Raw genomic sequence first — 12,303 nt, forward strand, 5'->3', positions numbered from 1 at the left:
AGATGTCGGCCACCTGGGGCGGCATCAACACGCGGCGTGAGAGCCGCACGACCTCCACCGGCATCATTTCCGACCTGTGGCTCGACGACGACATGGGGACCGAGGACTTCGTGGGGGTACAGGTGAGCGCCGACTCTCTGGTGGACGTGGCCTTTACGATCACATTCGCCTCCTTGATCCGCGACGGGCTATACCAAATCCTCGACGGAGACCTGATGGCGAGACTCGGGAGCAGCCCCAGCCGGGCGCTGTACCGGGCACTGGCCGCCCACCGCATTCGCGGTGACCACCTGGCCCAGGTAATGCGAGTCAATCTGCGCGAGTGGACTGTCGCGTGCGGGCTGAGTGAACGTACCGACGCAGCGCTAGGCACCCTGGAGGCCTCGCACGAACGCTTGATCAACGAGGGCTACCTGGAGGTCGTCGAGGACGAAGGACGGGGCGCGGCCCGCAGCCTGACGTACCGTTTCCGCGCCGCCTCCCACCCCGAGCAGGTGCGTGAACTCACCTTACGCGGCGTAGTCCCGGCGGTGGCGGCTTCAGTGTCGGCTGACCACCCCGAACGAATCATGCCAGCCATCCAGGCAGTAGAGCACCGGGTGCAGGGCGGGTGGAAGCCGCGCTCGCTCTCGGCGGCCATCGTCGACGCGATCAAAAATCCGCAGAAGTGGGAATACGCACCTCAGGAACCGCTCCCCTCACCTCGGAAGGAACGGGCCCCCCGGCCCGCGCCCGCCCAGGAGACGGCGGCCGATCCCCGGGGGGCGGTGGCGGTGATGCTTAAGCTCAAGCTCAAGCGCGACCCCTCACCCCTGGCGCAGGAGGCGCTGGCGACCCTCTCACCGGAAGGGGTAGCGGCGCTGGTCGCAGCGGTGAAGCGCCCAGGCCCCGAGGCCCTGGAGTTGGCGGTGGGCATCCTGGGTACACCCCTGTAAGGCATGGGCTGGTCGAGACAACCGGCGACCGGGAAGATGGGGAGCTGCCCAAGACGTTCTGGTGATCTATCTGAAGGAACGCAGCAATTTGTCTGAGGGAGTGGGAGTGCCAGCGTCCCAGTTCGCCATACGCGTAGGGATTCTCAAATTAGAAGGACGTTATGCTGTTACGACCTTCTCGTCGCAGTTTGCAGCACCTGTTCGAGACGAGCGGCAAGGGCAATGAGGCTGTAATTCTCCTCCACAAATCTACGGCCACGCCAGCCCATCTCAGCCCGCTCCTGCGGCGTTGCCTTGGCGAGCGCCATGACTCCTTCTGCCATCTGCACAGCATTCTCAGGCTCCACGGTAATTCCAGCCAGCACATCGGCGACAGGATTGTTTGGCGTGTTACTTCCAAAGACGACCGGCCGAGCACAAGCCAGGTAATCATATAGCTTGTTGAAACTTATGCCATGTTGATAAAGGTTAATGTTTCGCATAGTTACAATGAAAGCGTCCGCTTTGACGAGTTCTTCGTAAATACAATTCTTTGACACCGGGCCCATAAAAGTTAAATTGGTGATATTTTCGCTCGAAGCTCGTGCCTCAAGACGTCGACGCTCGGGCCCATCACCGTAGAACACAAATTCAACGTCTCTCTGTTCACGCTCACAGACAATTTTTGCTGCGTCAAGAATAGAATCAAGTCCATTTGCAAGCCCATGTGTTCCCGCGTAGACCACCCGGAAAGACTTTCCCTCAACAACCCCTTCCGAAGGAAGAACGTCGTCTAGCGAAACACCATTCGAAACCCACGTCACCCGACCCTTCTTTCCACCACGCTGCTCGATATAATTCACCGCTCCAGGAAGCAACGTGACGATCTGATCGGCTGTCGAGTACAGATGACGCTCAACTACACGCAAAGCATGGACGAGCGGGTGTCCCTCCGACACGTTCCCAAGGTCAATCAGGGACTGCGGCCAGAGATCGCGAATCTCCAGGACGAAGGGCACGCGCAGCGAGTACGCCCTCCACCGCGCCGCCAAAGCACCAAACAGGTGAGGGCTGGAGCCCAGGATCACGTCAGGTTTGCCCAGGCGGTGAGTCTCTCGCAGCACACGCCACGCGAACACCGCCATGTTCACCATCCGCGCTTTGGAGTTCCCCTTGTACGGGGGTGTTCGTAGCCAGAAGAACCGGACCCCATCGGTCATCTCGAACTTCCACAGTGCCCGGCCTTGAAGCCGTGTCTCTCTCTGTGTCACATGGTCGAAGCTCGAAGCGATGATGGTGACGTCGTGTCCCTTTTCCACCAGCGCTTTCGCGAAGGAGAAGTGCCGGGTGATCCCCGCCTGCTCCGGCGGAATCGCGTACTGGTTGACCATCCAAATTTTCATGTCGTGTTCTTCCCGTGTGATGCTTGCGTGGTCGGAGACATTTCCTGCCACAAGGCTTCGAGGCGATCTACGACGCGGGCAATGGAAAATCGACCGACGACTGCTTCTCGTCCCGCGCGACCCAACGCTCGTCGCGTGGAAGGCTCGGTGTGTAAGCTTCTCAAAGCGTCCGCCAGCGCGAGGGCATCTGCTGGCGGAACGAGTACCCCTGCTCCACCGTCCAGCAGTTCCGGAATGCCCCCCGTTCGCGTCGATACCACAGGCAGCCCGTGAGCCATCGCCTCCATCAGCGACACGGGGATTCCCTCGTGCAGCCCTCCGCCGAGGTCCAAGCTAGGTAAGACGACCACGTCCACCTCGCCCTCCTGGTACAGCCGCAACAACTGCTCGTGGGGCAGTTGACCCATGAAGCGCACGCGGTCGTTCAACTGCAAATGTGTTGCCTGCTCACGCAAAGCATTCTCCAGTTCACCCTGGCCCGCCAACCACAGTTCCACGGGCTCGTCCTGCAGAAGGGCCATCGCTTCCAACAGGTACCGATGGCCTTTCACAGGCAGCAGGTTCGCAGGGCAAAGCACCCGCATCTTGTGGCGCTGATGGTCCTCTGCGGGAAGTTCGTCGGGGAGAACGGCACCCATGTGAAGCACCTGTGCTCGATCCTGTGCACGGAAGTTGCGTTCCAGCGCCAGCCGAAGGCTGCTCTCCGAGATGAAACGCACGAACAGCGCGTGCTGGGCCTTGCGCATGAGCAGGTTGTTCTCAACGACATCCCAACGATGCGCCGTGAAGCTCCACGGTACGCCAGAGACCTCACTCGCCACCATGCCCATGCTGGCGGTCGTGGCAGCCCAATGAACGTGAATATGTTCGACTCCCAGTCGTCTTACCTCACGAGCGATCCACAGACCTTTAGGCAGCACACTCAAATTCTTGGCAAAATGCCTTGGCTGGAGGGTCCATAACAAGCGAAAAGCTCTTAGAGACGCCCCAGGAGATCGGACAAACTCTGCTATCGCGCCACAGAAGATATGCCTGTCAAGCAACCGGGGCAATAGACAATGGGAAAGCAATTTGTGCACATCTGTATGCATGAACTTGCCACGTCCATGTAAAGGCACGACCCAGACCTGATACCCCCGCTTTATCAACTCAGCCAACTCCGGCAGGACAAAGGCTTCTCCGGGACCGTAGGGTAAGGACGTTGTCACGTAAAGAATATTCAATGGACCACCACGGCGGGGGGCTTGATTAACTTTTGATAGAGTTTAACAACCATTGCTCGCGTTTTGTTTGGGGTCGAAGACGCATAGCTTTCGAAAAGCAGACGCGCTCTTCTGAAGTTCGCCTCGTGTTCCGGGAATGATAATTCAAGAGCACTCAGTTGGGCAATATGAAGTTGGTGATAAAATGGACTTGCAACCTTCCCCGTCAAATCATAATACGACCAATAGCTCATTTCATACTTAGGTAGTAACTTTACAAGTGTTGAAATAGACTCCTTCAACATCATCCTTGCGTCCGGATGATCAGTCACCATCAATAGGTCTCTTAATCCAAATAGAGCAAAAATCCAGCCGTTCAAAACCCCATCAGTCTGTAGACGCGGGAACTCTTCTAAGATAACTCCTTCCGGCACCTTTCGCGCTACTCCACCTTCTGAAACCTCGATTAACATGGGTCGAACAGCCTCCTCTGCTGCACGTAGAAAACGGACATCACAGCTCAGAGAGTATGCTCGAACAAGTACCGAAATTCCTTCTCCTTGAGTCATGGCTGAGTAGAGGGAAGGAAAGCTCATGTGTAACAACGGCCAGATTGTCCAGCCTCCATGGGCATCTTGAGTCTTCAATGCCCACAACGCGAGTTTAAGAAACTCGTTCTCATGGTGTTCTCGCTGATGCTCTCTACTGAGCATCTGATCCCAGTGACCCAAGGCCTTCTGGAATAACGTGGTCGGAAATAGAATAAGTTCTCCGTGGGCGTCAACTAACGGGAAGCCCTGCTCACTCCTGGGGCCCTGCCACTCAGTCTTTGCTTTCATATCATTGAAATAGCCTGCTAACTTATGAGATTCAAACTGACTTCCCAAACTTTGCGGGGCATGCCAATAGCTTCTTCCCATCAGCATTTTTCTCCAATGTTTAAGCATTGGAGGAAGGATTTTAACCATATCACCGTTGCTCATAGAGAGTTAGATACCTTTCGGTCATTTTTGCGACGCTGAATCTTCGGGAAGACGTGCGTGCAGCCTGACCCATTCGGGTCCTCAACTCTTCACTCTGCCCTAAACGGAGCATAGATTCCGAAAAGGCCTCGACGTCTCCAGCGGCCACCAGCAGGCCCGTTTCCTCTGAGACAACGAGTTCCGGCACTCCACCCACATCTGTCGAAATGGCGGGGAGCCCAGCGGCGAGAGCCTCCATAACGGACAGAGGATGGCCTTCCCAATCTGAGGACATGACAAAGACGTCGGAGGCGGCCAGCACATCGGCGACGTCACTCCGGACGCCCAAAAGACGCACCCGTCCCCCCAGTCTCTTCTCGGCGACCTTCCTCTCCAGTTCAGGACGCAGTTCGCCTTCTCCAGCGATGAGCAGTTGCGCCTGCGGAAGGGCATCGGCCACCCGGGAAAAGGCCTCCAGGAGCAAGGCGTGGTTCTTCTGGACGGTGAGACGTCCCACGGCGACGAAGAGGATTCGGTCGTCCGCAATCCCTTCCCGCTCACGCCAGGACAAGCGCACACCATTAACCACGCCGAATGAAGTGAGGTCGATCCCATTGGGAATTAACGGCACCTCCCGCAGTCCATAAAGCGTGCGAACACTCCTAGCGACCTCTCCAGCAATTGCAACGGGAACTACCCCTGCTGCGAATGCGGCGCGGTGAACCACTCGTCCGACACGGTCCACCTCCTTGTGCGCAACGTTATGTACGGTGTGGACCCATCTGCGCTTTGATATAGGGAGATGAGGCAGAAGATAGCGCAACACATATCTATGGGTATGAATTACGTCCGGCTGCCATTGCCCAAGCTCCTTTCCTAAAGAGCGGAACATCTTGCCGTCGAATCCCGCACTTTTTGAAAGATACACACTATCAATTCCCCCCGCATCCAGAGCAACTTCGTTCATCGTACTCTTCCGATCATAGAGACTGATCACCTTCACGTTTACGCCCAGATACGCTAGAGAAATGGACAACTGAGTAACCATACGCTCAGCGCCCCCAACACCTAGATCAGGAACAACTTGTAACACTCTCATGAAAATATCCTTCGTATGAGCATAATTTTCTCCTAAGTCCTTAGACAGCTTGCCTTCGCAGAGGAAGTTGTCGATAAGATTCATTGCATATTGACAGAGAAATTACGCTACCCAGCAATAAGAAAGGTAGCTTTGAATATTCCCAAGAGAGCGTACTACCCATTACAAAATAAACCAACAGGCTGACGAGGCAAGCGGTCGCCATCTGACTTCTTTGAGATAAGCTATAGGCCGTGCGTATAGCTTTAAATAAAATCGCTACAAATAATACCAAGCCAACTACCCCTAACTCCGCCAGGATAGATAAAAACATGTTGTGTGCCACAGCTCCTCCAGGACGGAGAAAATCAAGGTGAGCGGCAGCAAGAGAATACTCAGGAGATAGGACGGCAAAATTTCCAGCACCAACGCCCAACCAAGGGTAGTGGGCGACCATTTGTAGCCCTCCCTGCCAGATTCCCAACCTGCCTGCCCAGGTATCCGCGCTCTGATAGTTCGACAGGGTCGAATAGCGGTCCACGAGCGGCGCGGTTACCTCGGGCCAGGCACTAAGCACGCCCACGACCAGCGCCACGAGGAGGGCATAGGGCAGCAACGTCCTTGCCAGTACACGTGTTCCTGAGAAAGTCAGGATGATTGCCGAGAGTAGGGGAGCCGCAGCAAGTGCTATCAGGCCCGTACGAGACTGAGTGAGGAGTGCGCCGATCAACAGGACTGCGACGAGAATCCACCTCAGGGTCCCGAAGCGCCGGAACACCCCGCCGTAGCTCAGAAAGGCAGCCAGGATCAGGACCAGCCCGGCGAACTCGTTGGGGTCTTCACTCGCGGCTGTGAACCGCCCGACGGCCGCTCCGCCCGCTGCGGCGGCGCCGACGACAGCGGCGACTCCCGAGAGGATTCCCACGAGCCACATTCGTTTGATCAAGCGTGCCTCAAGTGCCGCGACCATGATGAAGAGCAGCAAGACGCCCAGGAAGGTGATCGACCGCTGTAGTGCGACTCCTGGATTCACCGCCCACAACATTGAGATGCAAGACCACGCCACGAGCGTGAGCAGCAGCAAAGTGAGCTTCCGCTGCATAACCTGAACCAGTTTCTCGCGAACGGACGCCGTTCTCAGCGCCTTGAAGATCAAGGACACGAAGGTGACTCCCGTCAATAGCTTCATGCCGTCTCGAAATCCACCGACGATGAAGGACGCCTCGAAGGGCAACATGGCAACGAGCAGGAAGAGGCCCAATTCCCAGCGCCACATCACCAGTCCAAAACTTACGGCGCTAGCCAGCAGGAGTAAAAGCACGAGAGAGTCCACACCTTGCTGAGCCACGACGAAGAGCACCAGCAACAAGGGCAGCAGGCCAATGAAGGCCATGTGGAACAGGCGAACATTCCCACTGTGCGGCAATCTGACAAAGCTCATTCCTTCATCTCCTTGGCCCCTTCGGCCTTCGCCTCCAGACGGCTCACGAGGAAGTACAGGACCACTTCTCCCAAAATCTGGGTTACTGCCAGGGCAGCGGCGGCCCACAGCGGCGTGGGGGGAACCGTGAGGAGGAGAGCGAGCAGCACCACCAATCTCCCTATGTTGACGGCGGCGTCGTACTGTGGCTGCTCGTGTGCATGCAGAAGCGTGTTGAAGATGCCCAGGTACATTCCGGTGAGCGTCGTTATGCTCAAGATGAGGAGCACGGGAATAGAGGCGCGGTAGGGCTCCCCGAGGAGAACGAGGGCGGCAGCGGCTACGACTGGAGTCGCGATGGCCATCAACACGGCGTACCTGGGTAGGAAGCCCCGAACCTGCTTCCGGAAACGCGCCCGTTCTTGAGCGGTCGATAACCCGCTCGCCCTGGGAAGCATCACCAGCCGCACCGCGTCGTTGAGCAGCGAGAACGCCGCCAGGAAGGTCAGCGCGGCGCTGTACGTACCTACCTCGGCCGTCGTCGCCCGATGCTCTAGCACAAACTGGGGAAGGCGCGATAGTGCGACAAAACTCGAGGCAGAGACGCCGACCCAGCCGCCATAGCGCCACAACGCCCGGAGCACCTGTCCCTCGCCCGGCTGTGAGCGGAGCAGGACCGGTCCAAGTGGCACCGCAGAGTTACCCAGCAAGGAGTGACCCAACACGAACAGTGCCAGGGGCAGGACATACAAGGCAAGCAGGGTAGTCGTGGCTGTAACACCCGAGAAATGAAACAAGACCAGGGCGCTCACCCCCCGGAGCAAGGCATAGAGGAATGTGTTCTTCTCGATAGCCCTGTACTCCTGCCGGGCCTGTTCGGCGGCCCTTAGAGTCGCCCACAGGCTCAGCAGACCTCCAGAGACGGCTGAGAGCACCAGCAGACTTCCTGTCCCAGCCAACGTAGGAAACACCGCCGAATTCAGGAACGGCGTGAAGACCAGGGCGAGCATCACCATGGCGAGCGCAAGCACCGTCTTGACGCGCAGCACGGGAACAACAGACGCCTCAATCGGACCTCGGATGGCGGCAATCGGCTTCTGATGGTGCTTGACCAGAGCGGTGCTGAGTCCGAAGTCGTAAACGAGCGGCAACAACATGACGATGCTGAGCGCCAGTCCCACCTTTCCGAACTCGACTGGACCGAGGGCGCGTGCCGCGAACAGGGTCACGGCCAAGGAAACCAGGTTGTTTATGACATTCGCCGATACGAGCCGGAGAATGGTGCCGAGGAATCCCGAAGGGTCCTTCCTAGCAGTACGCAGACTCTCCATGTCGTAGCGCGTTCAGTCCACGTTCGCCGGGCGCAGTGCGTTCTTGAGTGCTGCCTTAACCTGCACCTGCTCAACCCGGCCCAAGCACGGTCCTATGGGCAGGCTCAGCACCTGTCCCGCCGCCAGTGCGCTTTGCGGCTGTACGGAGTACTTCTCCTCATAAATCGGCAACTGATCCTGCGGCACCGGGTAATACACCATCGTCCCAATCCCCTGCTCCTCCAGCCGCTTCTGCACCTCGTCCCGGTCGGCGTCCGTCAGGCGGATCGTGTACTGGTGGAACACATGCCCCTCGCTCAGCTCCGGCGTCACGATGCCCGACACGTCCCTGAGCAGTTCGTTGTACGTCGCGGCCACGCGGCGGCGGCCCTCGTTCCAGCGGTCGATGTGCGGCAGCTTCACCCGCAGGATCGCTGCCTGAATGGTGTCGAGCCTGGAGTTGTACCCCAGCATCTCGTTGTGGTACTTCTTCCGCGAGCCGTGCGCCCGCAGCATCCGCGCCAGCTCCGCCACGTCGTCGTCGTCCGTGACCAGCAGGCCGCCGTCACCGAACGCGCCGAGGTTCTTGCTCGGGAAGAACGAGTAGGCGCCGACGTTCCCGATGGTGCCCGTCTGCTTGCCCCTGTACCGCGCGCCGAACGACTGGGCGCAGTCCTCGATCACGAGGAGACCGTGCTCCTCGGCAATCGCCATGATCTCGTCCATCTCGCACGGGTTGCCGTACAGGTGGACGGGCATGATCGCCCGGGTGCGGGGCGTGATGTGCCTGCGAACCTCTGCCGGGTCGATGTTGTACGTCTTCGGGTCGATGTCGGCAAAAACCGGGGTCGCCCCCACGCTGCTGATGCTCTCGGCGGTGGCGAAGAAGGTGAAGGGCGTGGTGATGACCTCATCACCGGAGCCGATGCCCAGGGCGCGCAGGCCGATGATCAGGGCGTCGGTGCCCGAGTTGACGCCCACCGCGTGCTTCACGCCGAGGTAGGCGGCGACCTCCTCCTCGAAGGCGAGGACGTCCGGCCCCATGATGAAGTGCCCCGAGCGCATGACCCGCTGAACGGCGGCGTTGAGTTCGTCCCACAGCTCGTCGATCTCCGGGGAGAGGTCGAGGATGGGAATCCGGGTGAGTTCGGTGCTCGTCACGCGATTCTCCTGACTTCGGCGTCACTGATCTTCTGGTAGGTGTGGCCTGTGCTGTCGGTGACGGTGTCGCCCCCGCTGAAGTCGAGGGGGTCGCCGCTGGCGCTCATCCAGCCGACCTGACGTGCGGGAACGCCCGCGACGACCGCGTACGCGGGCACGTCCCTCGTCACCACGGCGCCCGCCGCCACGAAGGCTCCCTCGTGCAGCGTCACGCCGCAGACGACCGTCGCGTTGGCGCCGATGCTAGCGCCCCGCCCCACCCGGGTGACGGCGTAGTCGGCGCTGGTGTTGCGCGGAAACTCGCTGCGCGGCGTGCGGACGTTGGTGAAGACCATGCTCGGCCCGCAAAAGACGTAGTCTTCCAGCACCACGCCCTCGTAGACGCTCACGTTGTTCTGAATCTTCACGCCGTTCCCGATGGTGACGTTGCCCGCGACGTACACGTTCTGCCCCAGCGAGCAGCGCTCACCGATCACGGCGCCCGGCATGACGTGGCTGAAGTGCCACACCCTCGTGCCCTCGCCCAGCGTGGCTCCCTCGTCCACGTAGGCGCTCTCGTGCTTCCACCACCCCATCTCAGGCCCTCAGGAAGCGGTGGCCCGTCCCGGAGGTGGGCGAGACGAGCGCGGCGTGGCGAATGCGGGCGACGGTGGCGATGGCCTCGTAGGTGTCGTCCAGGCCGAAGCCCTGGCCCGCGAGGGTCCGGCGGTAGACCTCGGTGTGCAGGTCGGTGAAGCCCTCGCTGAACTCGACCTCCTGGCCGTCGATGGTGATCGAGCGGTAGGTGCGCTGTCCCCTCGCACTCACTTCCCCCGGCAGGTAGGTCGGGTCGATGGAGAGAAACCAGCGCACGCGGGCGCGTTCGAGTTCGAGGTAGCCCGCGCAGACGGTGTCGGTGCGCTGGTGGACCTCGACGTGCTCGATGGGACCGAACATCCAGGCGAGCATGTCGTAGAAATGCACGCCGATGTTGGTGGCGAGCCCGCCGCTCTGCTCCACCCGGCCCTTCCAGCTCCGCAGGTACCAGGTGCCCCGGCTGGTGATGTACGAGAGGTCCACGTCCCGCTTGCCGCCCCGCTCGCCGCCGAGTTGCCCTTTGAGGGTCTCCAGCGCGGCGTGGGCCCGCAGTTGCAGGATCGTCCACACGCGCCCGCCGGTCTCGGCCTCCACCTCCTTGAGCGCGGTGATGTCCTCCGGGTGGAGGACGATGGGCTTCTCGCACAGGGCGTCGGCCCCGGCCCGCAGGGACAGGCGGATATGCGCGTCGTGCAGGTAGTTGGGGCTGCAAATGCTCACGTAGTCCACCCCCTCGCCCCGGCGGCGCGCGTCGTGGAGGTAGCGCTCGAAAATCTCGGGCTGGGTGAAGAACTCGGCCTGGGGGAAGTACGAGTCGAGGATGCCGACGGAATCGAAAGGGTCGAGGGCCGCGGCCAGGGTGCTCCCCGTATCCTGGATGGCCTTCAGGTGGCGGGGCGCGATGTAGCCGGAAGCGCCGGTCAGGGCGAAGCGACTCACAGGAGGGTGACCTTCTCGCTGGCAAGGCCCCGGGTGGCGTAGCGGGTGTCCAGAACCGCCTGCGCCTTCTCGACCACCCGGGCATAGTCCACGTCACTGTGCCGCGTCGTGATGATGACCAGGTCTGTGCCCTCCAGTACCTCGTCCGTCAGGTCGACGCTGCACGCCCGCACGCCGTGCTCGTTGATCTCCGGCGTCCAGGTGTCGTGGAAGGACACGTCCACCCCGGCGCGACTCAGCAGCTTGTGCACCTCCAGGGCGGGCGACTCCCGGTAGTCGTCGAGGTCTCCCTTGTAGGCCATGCCGAGCAGGAGCACCCGGGAGCCGTTCAGGGCCTTGCGCGCGCCGTTGAGCACCCGCGCGGCCTTGTCCACCACGAACTCGGGCATCTTGCGGTTGGTCTCCCCGGCGAGCGCGATGAAGTGGGTCTGGAAGTTGTACTCGCGCGCCTTCCACTCCAGGTAGTGGGGGTCGAGCGGGATGCAGTGCCCGCCCACCCCGGGGCCCGGGTAGAAGGGCATGATGCCGAAGGGCTTGGTGAAGGCGGCGTCGAGCACCTCCCACACGCTGATCCCCATCCGGTCGCACAGCAGGGCGATCTCGTTGGCGAGCGCGATGTTCACGGCCCGGAAGGTGTTCTCGTAGACCTTGACCATCTCGGCGGCCTTGGCGCTGCTGACCGGCACGACGTGTTCGATGGTCTGGCGGTAGAACGTGAGGGCCACGTCCAGGCTCGCGGGATCGTGGCCGCCCACCACCTTGTTCGTGTTCTTGGTGGTGTAGCGGGCGTTGCCCGGGTCGACCCGCTCCGGCGAGTGCGCCAGGAAGAAGTCCACCCCGGCCCGCAATCCGGTCGCCTCCAGAATAGGCTTCATGACCTCCTCGGTGGTGCCGGGGTAGGTGGTGCTCTCCAGGCTCACGAGCTGCCCCGGGCGCAGGTGGCGCGCGATCTCGGCGGTGACGTGGCGCACGTAGCTCAGGTCGGGGCTGAGGTTGCTGTCCAGCGGCGTGGGAACGCAGATGACGATCACGTCAAGGTCGGCGACCACCCCGAAATCGGTGGTCGTGGTGACGAGCCCGCGCGCGACGACCTCCTGCAATTCCTCGGCCTTGACGTCACCGATGTAATTCTCACCGCGCGCCACCATGTCGGTCCGCCTCGGGTTGCGGTCGATGCCGGTGACGTGAAAGCCCACCTTGGCCTTCTCGACGAGGAAGGGCAGCCCCACGTAGCCCAGCCCGACGACGCCGATTCTGGCCGTCCGCCTCTGAATGGTGCCGATCAATGTGCTGGCGTGGCTCACTTCAAGAACGTTCGTCATAACAACCTCGGAGAAA

General features: G+C 60.6%; 11 protein-coding genes. 1 reads left to right on the top strand and 10 read right to left on the bottom strand.

Going from position 1 to position 12,303, the window contains the following annotated elements; all coding sequences use genetic code 11:
* Nucleotides 1–2 precede the first annotated feature (2 nt).
* On the top strand, nucleotides 3–935 hold the full coding sequence (locus tag IC605_RS06615) for a plasmid replication initiator protein (RefSeq protein ID WP_216320678.1): 933 nt from the start codon (nucleotides 3–5) through the stop codon (nucleotides 933–935).
* Nucleotides 936–1,102: 167 nt separating this feature from the next.
* Here the strand turns inward: IC605_RS06615 and IC605_RS06620 are convergent, their stop codons facing one another.
* From IC605_RS06620 to IC605_RS06665, 10 genes are all read right to left on the bottom strand, one after another.
* A complete protein-coding gene (locus IC605_RS06620) occupies nucleotides 1,103–2,317 on the bottom strand; it encodes a glycosyltransferase family 4 protein (RefSeq protein WP_216320680.1) in 1,215 nt (404 codons plus the stop codon).
* Nucleotides 2,314–3,282: a glycosyltransferase gene (locus IC605_RS06625; RefSeq protein WP_216320682.1), complete on the bottom strand. Its 969-nt coding sequence runs from the start codon at nucleotides 3,280–3,282 to the stop codon at nucleotides 2,314–2,316. The genes IC605_RS06620 and IC605_RS06625 overlap by 4 nt, the downstream gene beginning before the upstream one ends.
* 254 nt (nucleotides 3,283–3,536) lie before the next feature.
* Nucleotides 3,537–4,502: a D-glucuronyl C5-epimerase family protein gene (locus IC605_RS06630; protein ID WP_216320684.1), complete on the bottom strand. Its 966-nt coding sequence runs from the start codon at nucleotides 4,500–4,502 to the stop codon at nucleotides 3,537–3,539.
* Nucleotides 4,489–5,664, bottom strand: coding sequence for a glycosyltransferase (locus IC605_RS06635; protein WP_216320686.1), 1,176 nt, complete (start codon nucleotides 5,662–5,664; stop codon nucleotides 4,489–4,491). The genes IC605_RS06630 and IC605_RS06635 overlap by 14 nt, the downstream gene beginning before the upstream one ends.
* Nucleotides 5,621–7,000, bottom strand: a complete 1,380-nt coding sequence (locus IC605_RS06640; protein WP_216320688.1) for an O-antigen ligase family protein — start codon at nucleotides 6,998–7,000, stop codon at nucleotides 5,621–5,623. Before IC605_RS06640 ends, IC605_RS06635 begins: the two co-directional genes overlap by 44 nt.
* Nucleotides 6,997–8,310 carry a lipopolysaccharide biosynthesis protein gene (locus tag IC605_RS06645; RefSeq protein WP_281416214.1) on the bottom strand — a complete coding sequence of 438 codons (1,314 nt, stop codon included), beginning with the start codon at nucleotides 8,308–8,310 and terminating at the stop codon, nucleotides 6,997–6,999. Before IC605_RS06645 ends, IC605_RS06640 begins: the two co-directional genes overlap by 4 nt.
* A gap of 12 nt (nucleotides 8,311–8,322) precedes the next feature.
* The gene (locus IC605_RS06650) at nucleotides 8,323–9,450 is read right to left on the bottom strand and encodes a DegT/DnrJ/EryC1/StrS family aminotransferase (RefSeq protein ID WP_216320693.1); all 1,128 of its coding nucleotides are present in this window, start codon (nucleotides 9,448–9,450) and stop codon (nucleotides 8,323–8,325) included.
* Complete coding sequence (locus IC605_RS06655; protein ID WP_216320696.1) at nucleotides 9,447–10,025, bottom strand: acyltransferase; 579 nt, start codon at nucleotides 10,023–10,025, stop codon at nucleotides 9,447–9,449. The genes IC605_RS06650 and IC605_RS06655 overlap by 4 nt, the downstream gene beginning before the upstream one ends.
* 1 nt (nucleotide 10,026) lies before the next feature.
* The gene (locus tag IC605_RS06660; RefSeq protein ID WP_216320699.1) at nucleotides 10,027–10,965 is read right to left on the bottom strand and encodes a Gfo/Idh/MocA family oxidoreductase; all 939 of its coding nucleotides are present in this window, start codon (nucleotides 10,963–10,965) and stop codon (nucleotides 10,027–10,029) included.
* Nucleotides 10,962–12,287, bottom strand: a complete 1,326-nt coding sequence (locus IC605_RS06665; protein WP_216320703.1) for a nucleotide sugar dehydrogenase — start codon at nucleotides 12,285–12,287, stop codon at nucleotides 10,962–10,964. Before IC605_RS06665 ends, IC605_RS06660 begins: the two co-directional genes overlap by 4 nt.
* Nucleotides 12,288–12,303: the final 16 nt, after the last annotated feature.

The sequence above is a fragment of the Deinococcus aestuarii genome (assembly GCF_018863415.1).
In the GTDB taxonomy this organism is placed as follows: Bacteria; Deinococcota; Deinococci; order Deinococcales; family Deinococcaceae; genus Deinococcus; species Deinococcus aestuarii.

Coding starts and splice junctions, on each gene's coding strand:
- IC605_RS06615 (WP_216320678.1), top strand. CDS start 3: ATGTCGGCCACCTGGGGCGGCATCAACACGCGGCGTGAGAGCCGCACG.
- IC605_RS06620 (WP_216320680.1), bottom strand. CDS start 2,317: ATGAAAATTTGGATGGTCAACCAGTACGCGATTCCGCCGGAGCAGGCG.
- IC605_RS06630 (WP_216320684.1), bottom strand. CDS start 4,502: ATGAGCAACGGTGATATGGTTAAAATCCTTCCTCCAATGCTTAAACAT.
- IC605_RS06635 (WP_216320686.1), bottom strand. CDS start 5,664: ATGAATCTTATCGACAACTTCCTCTGCGAAGGCAAGCTGTCTAAGGAC.
- IC605_RS06640 (WP_216320688.1), bottom strand. CDS start 7,000: ATGAGCTTTGTCAGATTGCCGCACAGTGGGAATGTTCGCCTGTTCCAC.
- IC605_RS06645 (WP_281416214.1), bottom strand. CDS start 8,310: ATGGAGAGTCTGCGTACTGCTAGGAAGGACCCTTCGGGATTCCTCGGC.
- IC605_RS06655 (WP_216320696.1), bottom strand. CDS start 10,025: ATGGGGTGGTGGAAGCACGAGAGCGCCTACGTGGACGAGGGAGCCACG.
- IC605_RS06665 (WP_216320703.1), bottom strand. CDS start 12,287: ATGACGAACGTTCTTGAAGTGAGCCACGCCAGCACATTGATCGGCACC.